Annotated in this window: 12 protein-coding genes; 1 reads left to right on the top strand and 11 read right to left on the bottom strand. The window is 63.9% G+C overall.

Translation table 11 applies throughout. The annotated features are described in order from the left end of the window. Window positions 1–24: 24 nt before the first annotated feature. From ACMV18_RS12500 to apaG, 5 genes are all read right to left on the bottom strand, one after another. Window positions 25–1,107 (bottom strand): HD domain-containing phosphohydrolase, encoded by a 1,083-nt coding sequence (locus ACMV18_RS12500; RefSeq protein WP_420818122.1) that lies wholly within the window; start codon window positions 1,105–1,107, stop codon window positions 25–27. Further along, window positions 1,100–4,483, bottom strand: coding sequence for an MHYT domain-containing protein (locus tag ACMV18_RS12495; RefSeq protein ID WP_420818121.1), 3,384 nt, complete (start codon window positions 4,481–4,483; stop codon window positions 1,100–1,102). Before ACMV18_RS12495 ends, ACMV18_RS12500 begins: the two co-directional genes overlap by 8 nt. 106 nt (window positions 4,484–4,589) lie before the next feature. Continuing rightward, window positions 4,590–5,831 carry a murein transglycosylase A gene (locus tag ACMV18_RS12490; RefSeq protein WP_420818120.1) on the bottom strand — a complete coding sequence of 414 codons (1,242 nt, stop codon included), beginning with the start codon at window positions 5,829–5,831 and terminating at the stop codon, window positions 4,590–4,592. 37 nt (window positions 5,832–5,868) lie between these two features. Next, window positions 5,869–7,980 (bottom strand): site-specific recombinase, encoded by a 2,112-nt coding sequence (locus tag ACMV18_RS12485; RefSeq protein WP_420818119.1) that lies wholly within the window; start codon window positions 7,978–7,980, stop codon window positions 5,869–5,871. Continuing rightward, a complete protein-coding gene (gene apaG, locus ACMV18_RS12480) occupies window positions 7,980–8,354 on the bottom strand; it encodes a Co2+/Mg2+ efflux protein ApaG (RefSeq protein WP_420818118.1) in 375 nt (124 codons plus the stop codon). The genes ACMV18_RS12485 and apaG overlap by 1 nt, the downstream gene beginning before the upstream one ends. Window positions 8,355–8,461: 107 nt before the next feature. On the opposite strand from apaG, the gene rpe reads away from it, so the two are divergent. Continuing rightward, window positions 8,462–9,145, top strand: a complete 684-nt coding sequence (rpe, locus tag ACMV18_RS12475; RefSeq protein ID WP_420818117.1) for a ribulose-phosphate 3-epimerase — start codon at window positions 8,462–8,464, stop codon at window positions 9,143–9,145. A gap of 5 nt (window positions 9,146–9,150) precedes the next feature. Here the strand turns inward: rpe and ACMV18_RS12470 are convergent, their stop codons facing one another. The 6 genes from ACMV18_RS12470 to ACMV18_RS12445 are packed head-to-tail and all read right to left on the bottom strand — an operon-like array spanning window position 9,151 to window position 15,841. Further along, entirely contained in the window at window positions 9,151–11,448 is a 2,298-nt protein-coding gene (locus tag ACMV18_RS12470; RefSeq protein WP_420818116.1) for a hypothetical protein, read from the bottom strand. Beyond that, the gene (locus ACMV18_RS12465; protein ID WP_420818115.1) at window positions 11,445–12,377 is read right to left on the bottom strand and encodes a glycerophosphodiester phosphodiesterase; all 933 of its coding nucleotides are present in this window, start codon (window positions 12,375–12,377) and stop codon (window positions 11,445–11,447) included. The genes ACMV18_RS12470 and ACMV18_RS12465 overlap by 4 nt, the downstream gene beginning before the upstream one ends. Continuing rightward, window positions 12,358–13,947, bottom strand: a complete 1,590-nt coding sequence (locus ACMV18_RS12460) for a hypothetical protein (protein WP_420818114.1) — start codon at window positions 13,945–13,947, stop codon at window positions 12,358–12,360. The genes ACMV18_RS12465 and ACMV18_RS12460 overlap by 20 nt, the downstream gene beginning before the upstream one ends. Further along, the gene (locus ACMV18_RS12455; RefSeq protein WP_420818113.1) at window positions 13,944–14,741 is read right to left on the bottom strand and encodes a hypothetical protein; all 798 of its coding nucleotides are present in this window, start codon (window positions 14,739–14,741) and stop codon (window positions 13,944–13,946) included. Before ACMV18_RS12455 ends, ACMV18_RS12460 begins: the two co-directional genes overlap by 4 nt. Window positions 14,742–14,750: 9 nt before the next feature. Continuing rightward, window positions 14,751–15,203 carry a glycine zipper 2TM domain-containing protein gene (locus ACMV18_RS12450; RefSeq protein WP_374258272.1) on the bottom strand — a complete coding sequence of 151 codons (453 nt, stop codon included), beginning with the start codon at window positions 15,201–15,203 and terminating at the stop codon, window positions 14,751–14,753. Between the two features lie 14 nt (window positions 15,204–15,217). Beyond that, entirely contained in the window at window positions 15,218–15,841 is a 624-nt protein-coding gene (locus ACMV18_RS12445; protein ID WP_420818112.1) for a hypothetical protein, read from the bottom strand. Between the last annotated feature and the right edge of the window lie 155 nt (window positions 15,842–15,996).

The raw sequence follows: 15,996 nt of genomic DNA, 5'->3' as shown, positions 1-15,996 counted from the left end.
CCCAATTGCGCCACTACAAAGCATTCATGCAGTTGCCACTACAAAACTTCCGCAAAAATGTGCATAAGTCGTTGATTCACATGGAAGCGGCTTCACCAAAAACGCGAAATCGGCATTTTGGTGTCGAACTCGGGTGGCCAGGATCTCGGGCAAGACGGTCATGAACTGCGCCACCAGCGTGGGGTCGAAGTGTTTCCCCTGGTCCTTTTGCAGTTGTGCCAGGGCGTCGTCAACGTGCCAGGCCTGTTTGTAGGGACGGGCCGTGGTGAGTGCATCGAACACATCGGCAATGGCGACGATGCGTGCGGAAGCCGGAATGGCCTCGCCCTGCAAGCCAAAGGGATAGCCGCTGCCGTCCCACTTCTCGTGGTGGTGCAGCGCAATTTCGCGCGCGAGCTTGAGCAGGCTGGAGGGATGCTCCCCGATGATGTCGGCGCCGATTTGCGGGTGGGTGCGCATGACGGCCCATTCTTCTGCGCTCAGGGGTCCGGGCTTCAACAGGATCTGGTCAGGAATGCCGATCTTGCCAATGTCGTGCATGGGCGCTGCGGTCAGCAGTTCCTCGGCAGCATCGGCCGACCATCCGGCGGCGCGCGCCAAGGTCTGCGCGTAATGGCTCATGCGGATGACATGCAGACCGGTTTCGTTGTCTTTGTACTCGGCGGCACGCCCCAGTCGCTCGATGATTTCCATGCGGGACTGCAGCAGCTCCTCCATGCGCACCAGCGAGAGGTGGTTGCGCACCCGTGCCTTGACGATGGCCGGGCTGACCGGCTTGATGAGGTAGTCCACGGCGCCCAGTTCAAAGCCCAGTGCTTCGTTGTCGGTCTCGGACAGCGCGGTGACGAAGATGACCGGGATCTGGCGGGTGTTGGGGTCGGCCTTGAGGGCCTGACAGGTTGCGTGGCCGGTGAGGCCGGGCATCATCACATCCAGCAAGATGAGGTTGGGTTGCTCCTGTCGCGCCAGCTCCAGCGCCTTGTGGCCGTCTCGCGCAAACAGCAGCCGGTAGTCCGCTTGCAGGATCTGGCGCAAGACCTGGAGGTTGGTCGGCTCGTCGTCAACGATCAAGAGCGTGGCGCGCTTGGCGGGATCGGTCTCAGACATCGTGCGGTCCTTTCGCCCGCAGGGCGTCTTGCAGCGACACCAGGGCCTGTGCCGCGGCGTCGAAGTCAAAGTCATCGTTGGCCTGAACCAGCGTGTTCAGCACGGCGCCCGAGACGTGGGGCTGAACAGCGAGACAGAACTGCGTGAACAGCGGCTCCAGGCATTCTCCGCGGACAAAGCCTTGTCGCAGTTGTTCGGCTTGCGTCACCCAGGCCTGGCGTTGTGCCGCCGATGGACCGGGGGACGCTGCCTGTGTGGTGGCCGCGTCAGGGGGCAAGGGTGACGTCACGGCCGCCAAGGCCGTCAAGGTGGCTTCGATGGCCTCGCGCAGATTGGCCCAGGCTTGCGTGCGCAGGGCGGCGGGCGTGTCGGGTGTGAAGCGCTCTAGCACCGCTGCATGCTGGCTCAGACCGATCAGGCCCAGGTTGCTGGCGGCCCCTTTGAGCCGGTGGGCTTGCGCGATCAAGGCGTCGAGGGGGACGGGGGGCTCGACCTGCTCGGGTGCCAGGAGCCAGGCCTGCTGTTGCTGACTGAACTGCTGCAACGCCCGGTGATAAGCCTGTGCATCGCCCCAGCGGGCCAAGCCCTGAGGCATGTCGAGCCAGATGGAGGGCGTGGCGACCGACGTGGCACCTGCGTGGGCGTCGGACGTGATCGTGTGCCCGGCCATGCCCGTGACACGGCTGATCTCATGCATCAGCGCGACCATGTCGAGCGGCTTGTGCGCAAAGCCATCCATGCCCGCATCCAGGGCAGCAGCCCGGTCTGACTCCTGCACGCTCGCCGACAAGGCGATGACCGGTGTGTGGGGGCGCCCCTGTTCCTGCTCCAGGCGGCGAATGGCACGACAGGCGCTCAGCCCATCCATCACGGGCATCTGGACATCCATCAGCACCACGTCGACGGGGCCTTCTGCATAGCGTGCCAGCGCTTCCTGGCCATCGTGTGCCACCACCAGGTGATGGCCTTGACGCCCCAGGACCACGCACAACAGTTCGGTGTTTTGCGGCACGTCATCGACCACCAAGATTCGCATGGGGGGCAGTTGCAGTGCGGTCGATTCGGGGCGCATCGAGGTGTTGACCGGCGCGTCACAGGCGGGCAGCGGTACGACCACATGGAAGGTGCTGCCCTGGCCCAGACGGCTTTCCACCCAGATGCGGCCGCCCATCAGCTCGGTCAGCTGTTTGGCAATCGTGGTGCCCAGGCCCGTTCCGCCGAAGCGGCGGCTCATGGAAGCATCGGCCTGGGTGAAGGCCTCGAAAATGGTGGCCAGGCGCTCGGGGGCGATGCCAATGCCGGTGTCTTGCACGGCAAAGTGCATCCAGTCACCCTCTCGCTCACAACTCAGGCTGACCTCTCCGTGCTCGGTGAACTTGATGGCATTGCCCACCAGATTCAGCAAAACCTGGCGCAGCCGATGCGGATCTCCCCGCACGACGCCAGCCGAGGTCGCGCAATCGCTGCGCAACACCAGGTTCTTGCGTCCCGCCTGAATCGACTGCTCGGCGCACAACTGCTGAATCAGATCCGGCAAGGAAAAGACCAGGCTTTCCAGCTCGACCGCACCACGGTCCAGCTTCGACGTGTCCAGGATGTCATTGAGCAGGTACAGCAGACTGCGTGCCGACTTGTGCACGGTTTCCAGGTGCCGCCGCTGTTCTGCTTCCAGCGGCCCGTTGAGCACCACTTCAGTGAAGCCAATGATGGCGTTCATGGGGGTGCGGATTTCATGGCTCATGTTGGCCAGGAAGGTGCTGCGTGCCACGGCGGCGGCTTCGGCGCGGTTCTTGGCCTCGACCAGCTCGTTTTCCATTTCCCGGCGCTCGGTGATGTCCAGCAAGACGCCGTCGATCCACATCACGCTCTGGTCACTGGCACGAACGATGCTGCCGTTGCCCCACATCCACCGCAGGTCACCCTGGCGGGTGCGCAACTGGAACTCGAGCACGAATTGCTGATCGGTGTCGGTCGCACGCTTGACGATGTCGGCAATGCGTCGCACATCGTCTGTCGATACCAGATCGGCGAAGCGCACCTCGGGCGTGGCGCCCATGAAGGCCGAGGCTGGCCAGCCGGTGATGCGCTCGGTGGCGCTGCTGATGTAGACCATGGGCCAACCCGGTTCGACACGGCAGCGGTAGGAAATGCCCGGGATGTTGCCGATGAGGGAGCGGAATTGCGCCTCACTGTCACGCAGCGCCTCTTCCATGCGCTTGCGCTCGCTGATGTCGGTCAGGAAGGCCACGTACAGGCGCTCTTGGAGGGACTTCATGCGCCCCATCACCAGCCGCAGGGGAATGCGTCGGCCATCGGTGTGGATGCAGTGGGTCTCCACCTCCTGCCCCATGGCGCGCTCGATCTCCCCCAGAAACTGCGGGAACGAGGTCTCGGCCATCTGCTTGTACGGCGCGATCATCACCGTGGTGATGCTGTGCCCCAGCATGTCTTCTGCCGCGCGGCCAAAAATGCGCTCGGCGCTGGGGTTGAACTTGTGGATGATGCCCAGATGGTCAAAGACCACGATGCCATCGGTGGCCGTTTCGGTGATGGCGCGCAAGCGGGCCTGCTTGGACGCCATTTGAGCCAGCAACTGACGGTAGCGTGCCAGACCGGCGATGGCCGCACTCATCACCGTGAACACCACCATGGCCAGCGCAATCGACAAGGCCATGGGCAACTGCGAGGCCGAGCTGAGTTCCTCGGTGGACGTGGGGGTGCCGATGAAGCGGGCCGCCGCCATCCCCGTGTAATGCATGCCCGAGATGGCCAAGCCCATGACCGTTCCGGCGATGCCCGTCAGACCCAATGGACTGGCGTTTGGAAACCGCGCTGCCAAGCCGAATTTCACCCACAGGGCCACGATGGCGAGGCTCACCGCCACCACGATCGACAGGGCAAACATCCACGGGTCGTAGCGCAGCAGGGGAGCCAGGCGCATCGCCGCCATGCCGGTGTAATGCATGGCCCCGATGCCCGCGCCCACCAATACCCCGGCGATCGTCAACTGGCGACCGTCGATGTGCTCATGGGTCAACAGGTTCAGGGCGATCCAGGACGCACCCACGCTGGGCAGCATCGACAGCACCGTGATCAGCGGGTCATAGCTGACGGTGGTGCACAGCCGAAAGGCCAGCATCCCGATGAAATGCATGGCCCACACGCCGCCCCCCAGCGACACGCTGCCCACCAACAGGGTGAGCATGCGCTGGCGGAACACGGCTTGGGTGCGCGCATGCTGTGCGGCCTGCAGCCCCATGGTCGAGGCAAAAATGGCCAAGCCCACGGAGAGCACGACCAGCCAGGGATCGTGGTCTCCGTACATCAGCAAGTGCGGATCAAAGCCCGGGCGGTCGAGCCAGAAAAACGTGTCCATGGGGTCAGCAAGATGCCAGATGCTTGCAATATGCAGCATTTGCACCGACAGTGACCCTGGCATGAACAGGGCAACCCGGTCCTAGTTCACAGACCAGGGCGGCCGGTCAGGGGCGCTGTGGACTGGGCCACAGGACCCACATTGCCAGACTCTGTTTGGTGCGCCCTGCCATGGCCAGCGCGTCATCCCCCCAGCCCCAGAAGAAGTCAGCGCGCACGGCGCCCAGGATGGCCCCGCCCGTGTCTTGTGCCATGACCAGCCGTTGCAAAGGCTGGCTGGGTGGTGGCGTGGCCGCCCAGGCCTGAGGTTTGGTGCTGTCCACCCAGACCGGGGTGCCCAGCGGCACGCTGTCTCGGTCGACGGCGATGGAGCGGCCGGGCGTCAGGGCCACGCCTTGGGCGCCTTGCGGACCCAGCTCAGGATCAGGCAAGGCCTCTTCCTTGAAGAAGACCACGCGCGGGTTGGCCCGCATCATGTCGGGCACCCGGTCCGGATTGGCCTGGGCCCATGTGCGGATGGTTTGCCAGGAGGCCTGCTCCAACGGGAAGGCACCCTGGTCCACCAGCCAGCGTGCCACCGACATGTAAGGTTGGTCGTTGTGCCCGCCAAATGCCAGGCGGACCACACGTGGCGTGCCCTGCGGGGTGGTTTCGTCTTGCAGCTTGATGCGGCCCGAGCCTTGCACCTGAATCAGCAGCACATCGAGGGGGTCCGCCAGGTAGACCAATTCACGCCCGCGGAGCGCGGCTTGTCCCTCTGGGGAGGTTTCCAGTTCGCTGCGGCTGAAAAAGGGCTTGCGCTGTCCCAGCCCTTGCGGGGTGCGGTGCAGGGGGTATTTGAAGCGATCATCCGGGCGGCGGCGACCTTCCAGCAGGGGCTCGAAGTAGCCGGTCAGCAAGCCCGACGGGCGACCATCGACCGACACCACGCGCCAGGGTTGCAGACGACTTTGCACCCATTGGCGCACAAAGCCGTCGTCCACTTGCTGACCCCATTGGGGACCCAGCTTGCGCACATCGGTGCAGACCTGTTGCCAGCCGGCGGCGGGCTTCTGGCAACTGCGCCACAAGGCAGGCCACCACTCCTGCAGCCGGTCGGCTTCCCAGCCCGGCAGATCTTCCCAGCGTGCCGGCAGCCATTGCGCCTTGCCGCGCGGCCAGGCCAGGCTCAGATCGAGCGGGGGCGTGGTGGCATCGGCAGCGGCGGGGGTGCGCGAGTTGTCCTGAATGGGCGCGGCAGGCCGATCCAGGCGTGGTGAGGTGCTGCACGCGACCAAACTCGCCACGGCGATCACACTGGCCGCCCCCTGCAGGGCGCGAGAAAACAAACGGAACGACAAAACACTCATGAAAGCCATTGTGCGGGATGTGCCGAGGGCGCGTCAGTCAGCTGCGCGCGGGCCAGAAAAAACTCAAAGGGCGGCGCAGCAAGCGATGGCGAATGGCACCCCACAGTCTGGCGCGCTCGCCCACCCGCACATTGCGAGAACGGACGGCCACACGCAGTGCCAGAACAAAGCTCACCCCGACATTCAGCAAGCCCGTGACGGGGATGGCCGCCACGCACCACCACAGCGCCGGATCATGCCAAACGGCCGGACCCAGGGTCCCCACCGCCGCCGCAATCTGCCCGGTGGACAAGGTCACGTGGCGAACATCCAGTGGCAAAGCCATGAAGGTGGCCACCATCGGGACCAGACCCAACATCAGACCCAGCGAGATGTTGGCGGCCAGGCCCGATACGTTGTCGCGCCACCAGCCGGCCCAGCGTGCTGCGCGCGCCGGGCCCAGCCAGGCCTGCACACGCGGGTTCCAGCGCAGGGCACTGTCGAGCCGATGAAGCACGAAGGCGTTTTCTGCCCACCCGGCCAGCAAGCTGGAGGCAAACAGCAGCACGCCGGTGAAAGCCGCATACCAGGCGGTGGGGCCCCACAAACTCAAGCTGTGCAAGACGTAATGGGCTTCTGCCTCGCTGATCAGGGGGCGGCCACTCAGCCACCAGGCCAGACCTTGAATGCCCAGTACCACCGGCGCGACCACAGCTAGGTTGCCCACGATGCCCGCCACCTGAGAGCGCACCAGATGGGCCACTTCGTCCACAAAGCCTTCGATGGCGGCCTCGTCGCGGGTGTTGGCCAGCTTGGCGGCCATGGCGGGTGCGGTCATGGCTGGCTGCTTGGTGGCCACCGTGAAATGCAGCCATTGCACGAGCACAAAGCTGGCGGCGTAGTTGAGTCCCGCGCCCAGTCCTGTCCAGAACGGGGACAGACCCAAGGCAAACACCGCGAACTTCATGAACGTGGTGCCTGCCAGCACCAGGCCTCCGCCCGCTGCGCGCTGGAGCATGTCCCAGTATTCGGCGCGTGTGCGGGTGATGTAGTGTTCGCCGGTTTCGGCGCTGCGCTCGGCCACCTTGCGGGCCAGTTGCGAGTGGTGCTGGGCCACCAGATTGCGGATGCTGCGGCGCTCTCCGCCCACCTGCACCAGGGTCAGCAACAAGCCCCGCAAATCGGCGCCGGGTTGCGGGGACAGCACGACGTCCAGCAAGCGGGCCAGGCGGTGGCAGCGCTCACACAATTGGTCGATCTGGAAGACCAGGTCCACCGAAATGCCATGCTCTTCCAGGTGTCCGTGCAGGCCCTGCGCGCCTTGGGCGCAGGCGTCCAGCAAGGCACGCAGGTATTGCGCTTCTTGCAGCACGGCGGGCGGCCAGGATTCATGGGGGGCCGCGGCCGCATGGGTTTGCGCCAGTTCGTGCAGGCGTTCCGTGACCCGTGCCAACTGCCGGAAAGCCTGACGCACGCTGGCATCTGCATGCATTTGCTCGGCAGACGTTGGCAGGGCATCGAAGTCGGCATCCACACGCACACCCATGCGTGAGCGAAAGGCGGGCGAGAAACCCGTGGCCCGAATCTGCGTGGCCAGATACAGCATCGCGTCAAAGAACGGCTCGCGCCATCCCAGCGCCGGGGTGTTCGCGGCAGGCATGCTGGCGCTGGCGGCCGCCATCGCATCGGTCCACAGCGCGCCCAGAGCATCCAGTGTGGGCTCATCCAGTGCAGCGACCCATGTCGCATCGTCCGGATGATCAAAGATCAGGTCAAACAGGGTGCCCAGGTCCGTGGTGTCGGGGCTCAGCGGCATCAGGCGCCGCCGCAGCCGCTCGCCCAGTTCGCTCAGAAAGCTGGTGCGCGGGGCAAAGCCGTAATCGGCCAGCAAGGCGGCCACATCCACATCACGCCACAGGGTGGCCAGCAGCGCGACCACACGGGCGCGTCGTTCGGGCTGCTGCCCGATCAGGTGCAAGACGAAGGCCGCGCCACTGACGGGTTCGCCCCTGCGCAGCCAGTCCACCAGCCGGATCAACCAGATGTGGCGTTCCGCCAGGCTCGCTTGCGCATCGGCCTGATCCAGCCAGTCGGCGATGTCGAAGCCGTTGCCGGGCCGGGGCCACCAGGGTTGTCGTTGCAGGGTGTTGCGAAGGGAAGTCAGCGCCATCAGTGAAGGGACTGCTGCCTCGCCAAGGTGAAAGCCGGGATCGGGGCTTCGAATGAGCGGGCGTCGTCCGTCATGCAGAAATAGGTGCCGTGCATCACGCCATGCGGCGTGTTCAGGCGCGTCCAGCTGGTGTACTCGAACTGCTCGCCCGGTTGCAGCAGGGGTTGATGCCCCACCACGCCCAGGCCCCGCACTTCTTCAATGTGGCCGGTGGCATCGGTGATGAGCCAGTGCCGGCCGATCAGTTGTGCGGGCACCTCGCCGGTGTTGACGATGGTGACGGTGTACGAGAACGCATACTCGTGCCGCTCTGGCTGGCTTTGGTCCTCCAGATAAGCGGGCACGACCGTGCAGGTGAACTCAGCTTTGCTCATTGGACCCATTCTAGGCAGAAGGGTTCCGTGGGCTCTTTCACATAACCCGCCCACCCGTAGGGGTGTCTTTTTCTACAATGGGTGCCTTGATTTCCACGAGGCCCCTCATGTCACGCACCTTCCGCATCGCCCCCAGCATCCTGTCTGCCGATTTCGCCCGCCTGGGCGAGGAAGTGCGCAACGTCATCGACGCGGGCGCCGACTGGATCCACTTCGACGTGATGGATAACCACTACGTCCCCAACCTGACCTTCGGGCCCATGGTCTGTCAGGCCCTGCGCAAGCACGCCGTCAAGGCCGATGGCACGGCCGTGCCGATTGACGTGCACCTGATGGTGCAGCCGGTGGACGCGCTGGCGCAAGCCTTTGCCAAGTCGGGCGCCGACATCATCACGTTCCACCCTGATGCCTCCACCCACGTGGACCGCACGCTGCAACTGATCAAGGCTGAGGGCTGCCAGGCGGGTCTGGTGTTCAACCCCGCCATGCCGGTGGACGTGCTGGAGTGGGTGATCGACAAGGTGGACGTGGTGCTGCTGATGAGCGTGAACCCCGGCTTTGGCGGTCAGAGCTTCATTGACAGCACCCTGCGCAAGGCCGAGAAGGTGCGCAAGATCATCGACGCGTCCGGCCGCGATATCCGCCTGGAAATCGACGGTGGCGTGAAGGTCGACAACATTCGCCGTGTGGCCGATGCCGGGGCAGACACCTTCGTGGCGGGCAGCGCCATCTTCGGCCAGCCCGACTACAAGGCGGTGATCGACGCGATGCGCGCCGAGCTGGCGAAGTAAGCGGCTTACTTCAGCTGATTCAACACCTCATTGGCCTCGGCCAAGCCAGCACCGGATGCCGTGAACAGGTAGCGGCGGGCTTGGTTGAGGTTGCGGGGCACGCCGTTGCCGTTGGCGTACTTTTGGCCCAGCAGCAGCGCGGCATGCGCGTGGCGCTGGTCCGCCGCCTGGGTCAGTTGCTTGATGCCTTGGCGGGCGTCGTGCACCGGGCTGTGTTCGGCCAGATACAGGCGGGCCAGCCAGTAGCGTGCTTCGGCATGGCCTTGCTTCGCGCCCTCGTTGAGCTTTTGGGCCGCAGCACGCAGGTCGTCCGGCATGGCGTCCTGGTTCAGGATCTGAACCGCCTTGGCGGTTTGCCACAGTCCGCTTTGCATCGTTTCGCTGCGTGCTTTGTCCAGCCATTTGCCTGCTTCGGCCACGTCTTTGGGGGTCTGCCCGGTTCCGAGCAACAGCTGCCAGGCCAGCACCACCAGCGCACGCTGGTCACCGGCTTCTGCGCGTTTGACCAGTTGCGCATGGTCCGGATAGGTGCGTTGCCGCAGGTCGGCGTCGGCACCGGCGCTCAGCCAGCTGATCAGCAACTGATCGGTGGCCGCCTGTGCAGCCAGTTCTTGCTTGTGAGCGCGCACCGGTGGCAAGGCATTGGTGCCCATGATGGCCAGCACGTTGGCCGCCAGGAGCGCGCCCCCCACCCCCATGCGCCAGCGCTTGATGCTGCCGTTGGCGGCGAGCTGCTGCACCACCCGCTTGCCGAAATCGGCCTCAAAGCGGCGTGCAATCCGGCGGCGGGTCAGCCACTCCAGACCAAACCAGGCCACCGCACCGCCCAAGAGGCTGGTCAGCACCGCCACGCCAGCGTGGCCGTTGTGAAAGCCAAAGCCATATTGCACGCCGGCGGCCAGGGCACTCAAGCCACACAAGGAGGCAGCAGGCTCCAGCAGTTCGGTGCCATACAGACGGGCCAGGGCGCCGCGCAGCGCCTGGGTGGCGCGGCTAACGTAGGAGGCGTCCACCAGCCCGGTGAAGTGCGCTTCCACCGCTTGTGCGGCGGCATCGGGGGATGCGCTGTGGTCGGCCACCTTTTCGGCCAGCAGCAAGTTCAATTCTGAGCGCAGGAAGTCGGCCGTGGTGTCCAGCAAATCGCTGCCCTTTTGCCGACGCCACTTGGACGCTTGGGACACGCAGGCTTCCAGTCGTTCCAGATCCTCGGTCAGCATGTGGCCGGCGATGTTTTCGAAGCTGAACACCTTGGCGTCCGGCCCAAAGCCGTACAGCACAAAGGTTTCGCCACTGGCCTGCACGTTGGCCTCGCGAACATCCAACTGAACGGTATGCTGTGTGCTCAGCCAGCTGCCTTGCGGGCGATGCTCGACGTGGGTCAGTGCACCGAACTCCGGCAAGTTTTCCCGGGGTAGACGGGTCTCGATCAACTGCTGAACGGTGGCGTTGTCCGTGGCAATGCTCAGTTGCTCGTCGTGTGCCACCGTGGCCTTGACCGTTCCCCACACATGCTGAATGCCGCTGGCCAGGCACGCACTGCAATCCACCTGACCGGTGGTGTTGCAGCGCATGCAGTTGATGTGCCCCTGCCCCGAGCACACCCCGCACGAAATCTTGCCGTCGTATCCGCAACTGTGGCAGGTGGTCTGGCCACTGCCGTAGCACGCCGAGCAGTTGTGGTGCACGGTGCGGTAGGTGGTCACATAGCTGTTGCTCGTGTGACTCCAGGTGGATTCGCTGACCTGCTCGCTCCAGTTGCCGCGCCCGTAGCAGCTTGAACACGACACCTTCTTGCTGCCGTGACAGCTGTAGCAGTTGATCTTGCCGGACCCATAGCAGTGGGTGCAATCGGTTCGTCCTCGCCCGTAGCACGAGGGGCAGGTGACGCGACACGCGCCCGAGCAGGTGGTGCAGGTGTGTTCGTAACCGACGGGTCCCGGTGCCGAGATGAAGCACGCGTTGGCCGGCAGCAGCCGACGATAGTGGCCGGCGTTGTCCTGTGCCCATGCTGCGATGGCTTGGGGTGCTTCACGTTGTGCCTTGTGGAGGCGATCGCTTAACTCACTGCAAAACGCGGACTCTCCGTGCACCTTGTCCACCCAAGCCGACAGCTTGGCGGCGCCGTGGGTGGTGGTGGTATCAAAGCTCACAGACTGATCCAACTGCAGCGACACCTCGACCTGGAAAGCGGTCTCGGGCTTGGCTTCGCTTAGATCTTGGGCATCAAACCGGGTAACGGGTTCGATGTGCTCGGCAACGATGCCCAGGATCTTGCCTGGCGGCAGGGTTTGATCTTCACTCATGGCGAGCCCAGTGCGCTGCAGAAGGTGTCGGGTTGACCGTTGATGATGGCGCCGCTGGGCAGCAAGCCACTTTGCTTGCGCACGGTGGCCAACGCCTGCGCATGTTCTCGGTCATTGCCCAGAAAGTAGGTGAACACCGGCACAGCCATCTGGCGCGCGAGCGGAAGCAGCCCCGGGTTGTGCGTCAGGGTGTTGATGTCGATGTGGATGCCGACGGGGCGGCCAATCTCTTGCTGCAGGCGACTCAGGTAGGCCTGATCAATGATCGGGGCGCTCAGGCGGGCGGCGTTGGCGCGGGCAAAGCGGTTGTCGCTCGACAGTGCCAGGGCCTGCGTGTCCAGCACGATGAGGCCCATGTAGCCATTGGCATCCATGCGGCGGGCACATTGCAGCTGCCGACGATCGATCGAGGTGAGAAACCAGTTGCCGGCGGGCAGGTTCTGGTTCAGGGTGCTGACTGCCTGTTGTGCGGGCAAGCAGTCGGCGTTGGTTTGCTTGATCTCGACGTTGAGCACCTTGTCGGTGTACGCACTGGCGGCGCTGGCCACATCGGTCAGAAAAGGCGCACGCTCGGCGGTCACACGACCTTTGCGATCCTTCATGCGGATCTCTTTCCAGGTGGTGCTGTCAAGGTCCGCCACACGGCGCCCCTGCAAGCTCAGGGTTCGGCCCACCTGGGCATCGTGGTGGATCACCCAGTAGCCGTCGCGCAGCTGTTGGATGTCGGTCTCTGCGCCGTCCCACGGACCGGCCACGGCCTGTTTGATGGCGCTCAGCGCGTTTTCGGGGGCATCCGGGCTACCGCGATGTGCATGCAGCACCATGCCCTGGCAGGTCGCATGAGCCAGCCCGGCTTGGGTGAGTCCGAGCAGTGCGACCGCGAAGGCCGCCGACAGACGCCGGGGGGCGTTAATGGTGAGATTCTTCATAGCCATAAGTGATGCCGCCCAGCACCTGCGTGCGGATGCCTTCGAACAAGGGATAGCCTAGATCCTGACCGACCGCCACGACATGCAGGCCATTGGTCTGCAGCCATTTCCAAGCTTGAGAGGTCACGGTGGGTTGGGCGCTGTCGCGCATCTGCTGGCGCATGTAGTCGTACAGACGGCTTTGCGTGACGGCGTTTTCTGTCCAGGACAGCGTGATCCAGATCATTGCCACCACGCCAATCAGCACGGGCCACACATGGGTGATGCGCTCGCCCCAATGCGGTTTCCAGCCCAGTACACCCTTGACGCCCAGGTAGCTCAGCTTGCCCAAGTGGGTCATGGCGCCCAGCAGGGAGAACAGCAGTGCCAAAGGGGGCACCAGGGCCAGGCGCGCTGCATCCAGCCCTCGCTCAGCCAGCTTGCCACCATTGGCAAAGTCGTCGACCGGGGCGTCGTAGCGCGTCAGCTCATCTTGGGCCAGGCGCTTGACCATGGGGTCGAAGACTTCACGCTGGAACTCGGCGCCACTGCTGTAGGCCGATTGCAGGCTGACGCCAGCGGGCAGATGCAACTGGTCTCGCAACTCTGCTTGAACGCCTGGGTGGGTGAAAAACGCATTCCAGCCCAAGCCCGGCGCCAGACGCTGACCATGCACTGTCAACCCCTTGGGTCCGCCCGTGGCCGCACCGGCACGTTTGCGCACCTTGGCGGCCACCGCGTCGCGGAACGTGGCTTCGTCGGCCAGATCCCAGTTGGATGGCACGGGAACCCGCGACCGCACCTTTCGCAAGACTGCCCCGCGCGCCATGCCGGGTACGGTCGAGGGTGTCCAGCCACGGCGACCCAAGTCATTCAAGTACTCGGACCAGGCTTTGTCTTGCTGCTTGGCGATCTCGCCATCCAGGTCTTGCGCCGAAGGGGCCTTGCTGTAGCGCTGCCACTTCTCCTGCGTGGCCTTCACGGCCGTCAGATACTGGTTGTTGTAGAAGCCGCCGGCTTGGCCCAAGGCCTCGGACACCTGGGTGGTGATCAAGGTCAGCTTGGCGTTGCGGATTTTTTCGTCCAGTCGATCAATGGACGTGGCCATGAGCGGGAACTGCGCCAGGAACGCCTTGCCGGCGGGCTGGGCAAACAGCTTCGCGTCGTCGGTCAGGCCATCCAGCTCGACGGTGCCCTGCACCAAGGCCCTTTGCACCAGCACGATGTTCAGGCTGGCGCGGCGAAATGAGGCACTGCTGTTGGCCACAGCCGTGTCCACGATCACCTTGAGGACGCCATAGGTCAGGATGCCTGAGGCCGCCACCGCCAGCAAAATCGTCATGCCGCTGGGCGACTGATTCTTGGAGGCATTGCGCCGCCCAAGCAGCCACTGCATGACCAGCAAGCCCACCGCGGCCCCGGACAGCGAGCGACCGTAAATCTCGATGTGATGGATCTGATCTTGGGTGGCGGTGCCACCCACCACATCCAGCAGGCGTGCGTTGAACGCCAGTTCAAACAAGAGGTAAACCAGCGTCAGCCCGATGATGCTGAACAACTGCTTGCGGGGCATGGCGGGCGAGGCACTCATTTGTCAAGAATGATGCGGACAGGTTTTTGTTCCTGGGTGGGGAAGTCCAGGGCTTTGGCTGGTGCCGGGGCACTGCGGGGGGCACTGGTGGTTTTGGCTGGCGTAGAGGTCGGCTTGGACTCGGCCACCGGGGCCGCTTTGACCGGCGTGGCGGGAGCCACCTTGCTGGCTGCAGGCTTGTCACCTGCAACGGCGCCACTGGGTAAGCCCGGCACGTAGCGGGGCGCGCCAGCCGGGACGGGGGCTGCCCCTGCGGGTGGTGCGCCGGGTGGCGTGCCTTGGAAGGTGCCGCGCATCAGCTTGCCATCCTGATACGTGAAGCGCGTGGTGCTGCCGTTGTCTTGCCGGATGTCGAAGGTGGCGCTGTCTGGATAGGTGCGTGCTTCAGGGGCGTGGAAGCAGTCACCGAAATCCCAGCTCAAGGCCTCCAGGTCCTGGATGGCCACCAGTTGACTTTGATAGCCGCACTGCGCCGTGGATTTGGCCACCAGCACCAGCGCACGGTTGCCCACCTGGTGGACCGACTTCACCTCAGCCTGAGCGGCGTTGTCGATGGGGATCACGGTCAACTGCTTTTGCAGCTTGATGGAGTAGCGCCCGTTCAAGACCCGCAGGCGGGCCTCGCTGCCGTCCGGCATCCGAAAGGTCTGCACCACCTTGCCGAGCAACTCGGCATCATCCAGTCGAAATTCGATGTGACCGGCCTGGTTTTTCTTGACCGCACAGCCTGTGGCGAGGGTCAGAGCGGCAACGCTGGCAAACGTCAGGGTGAGGAGCCGAGGTGCGTACGTCATGGCTGCAAATTATGGCAACGCTTTGATGTCAACTTGCTTGCCGTGCATCATGAGCTGGACCCTTTGTCCGGGGCGAAAGCCCGCTGCGTTCACATCGACTTGAATGCTCCGCCCGTCGGGCATGGCCAGTGTCAACTCCTCCATGTCCACGACCTTGGTGTTTTGGTTGATCTGCGATCCCACCATGGCACCACCGACCACGCCGGCCAAGGTGGCAGCCACTTTCCCTTTGCCCTTGCCCACTTGATTGCCGAGCAAGCCACCCACCACGGCCCCCGCCGCTGTGTTGACGCCGGAAGGCGTTTGGGTGGTGGCCTGATGCGGACGCACACTGGTGATGGTGGCAATGACCGGGGGATTCACCGTGGCGTGGTCATCGTTGCGGGTGGGGGAGCCGCCACATGCAGCCACCAAAGCGGCCACACAAACTGCGGTGATGAGGTTGAAGAGGCGTTGCAGCATGGATGAAGTTCCGGTCAACGGCTGGCGTTGATCTTTTGAATGGTGGGCGCAAACAGCGCATCAATGTTTTGCCGGATCACAGCGTATTGCGCCTCATAGGTGTCCGCTTCTTCGTCTTCGTACTTGTAAGCCGCGAGATGATTTCCAGCTTCCAGCTCTTGATTCAGTTTATTGAAAGAATCCAGTTGTGACAGCATCAACTGATTGCCCTCTCGGAGCCAGTCTTCCAGGTTCTTTCCGCTGTTTTTGGGAAGTTCAATGTCATCAAACGGGTTGCTGTGGGCGTACCCGGGGGCGTACTTGTCAAACTTGGACAGGATGAGCTTCGCCCTGCAAAGTTCATATTCAGTCGTTTTGGCCATGATCCAAGAGACAACATCGCTCTCCCATCCAGGCTTGCCCTGCAGGCCTTGGAGCTTGACTTCACTCAGGCGGATGTACTCCTGCCATTCTTGTCGGCTCAGGTTGGAGATGGTCGCCCGTCGAGCGGACCACCGGTCAAAGGCATGGCTGGCCATGAGGGTGATGGCGGCCAGTACCAGCAAGGTCGACCCGCTGCCAATGAAGACGCGCCAAAGGATGGCGATCACCAGAACGCCCAACGCGGCCTTCTTGATTTTGGGGATCCATTCGTTCATGAGTGGCTTTCTGCTTTCTGAAGCGCCCCGGGTTTCGCGGAGGCCAGTTGGTTTAAGTCAGGCGGTCACGGCCTGACCAGCGTGTTGTTGGTGGTAGTTTGCCTCGAACTCGGCTGGCGGGACATTGCCCAGCGGCCCCATCAATCGATGGTGAT

Source organism: Aquabacterium sp. (genome assembly GCF_048860245.1).
In the GTDB taxonomy this organism is placed as follows: domain Bacteria; phylum Pseudomonadota; class Gammaproteobacteria; order Burkholderiales; family Burkholderiaceae_C; genus Aquabacterium.
The sequence above is the reverse complement of the archived record's forward strand: the minus strand, read 5'-3'. Positions and strand labels throughout refer to the sequence as shown.

Excerpts from the sequence above, each read along its gene's own strand:
- ACMV18_RS12500 (WP_420818122.1), bottom strand. The coding sequence starts at position 1,107 with ATGTCTGAGACCGATCCCGCCAAGCGCGCCACGCTCTTGATCGTTGAC.
- ACMV18_RS12495 (WP_420818121.1), bottom strand. The coding sequence starts at position 4,483 with ATGGACACGTTTTTCTGGCTCGACCGCCCGGGCTTTGATCCGCACTTG.
- ACMV18_RS12490 (WP_420818120.1), bottom strand. The coding sequence starts at position 5,831 with ATGAGTGTTTTGTCGTTCCGTTTGTTTTCTCGCGCCCTGCAGGGGGCG.
- ACMV18_RS12485 (WP_420818119.1), bottom strand. The coding sequence starts at position 7,980 with ATGGCGCTGACTTCCCTTCGCAACACCCTGCAACGACAACCCTGGTGG.
- apaG (WP_420818118.1), bottom strand. The coding sequence starts at position 8,354 with ATGAGCAAAGCTGAGTTCACCTGCACGGTCGTGCCCGCTTATCTGGAG.
- rpe (WP_420818117.1), top strand. The coding sequence starts at position 8,462 with ATGTCACGCACCTTCCGCATCGCCCCCAGCATCCTGTCTGCCGATTTC.
- ACMV18_RS12470 (WP_420818116.1), bottom strand. The coding sequence starts at position 11,448 with ATGAGTGAAGATCAAACCCTGCCGCCAGGCAAGATCCTGGGCATCGTT.
- ACMV18_RS12465 (WP_420818115.1), bottom strand. The coding sequence starts at position 12,377 with ATGAAGAATCTCACCATTAACGCCCCCCGGCGTCTGTCGGCGGCCTTC.
- ACMV18_RS12460 (WP_420818114.1), bottom strand. The coding sequence starts at position 13,947 with ATGAGTGCCTCGCCCGCCATGCCCCGCAAGCAGTTGTTCAGCATCATC.
- ACMV18_RS12455 (WP_420818113.1), bottom strand. The coding sequence starts at position 14,741 with ATGACGTACGCACCTCGGCTCCTCACCCTGACGTTTGCCAGCGTTGCC.
- ACMV18_RS12450 (WP_374258272.1), bottom strand. The coding sequence starts at position 15,203 with ATGCTGCAACGCCTCTTCAACCTCATCACCGCAGTTTGTGTGGCCGCT.
- ACMV18_RS12445 (WP_420818112.1), bottom strand. The coding sequence starts at position 15,841 with ATGAACGAATGGATCCCCAAAATCAAGAAGGCCGCGTTGGGCGTTCTG.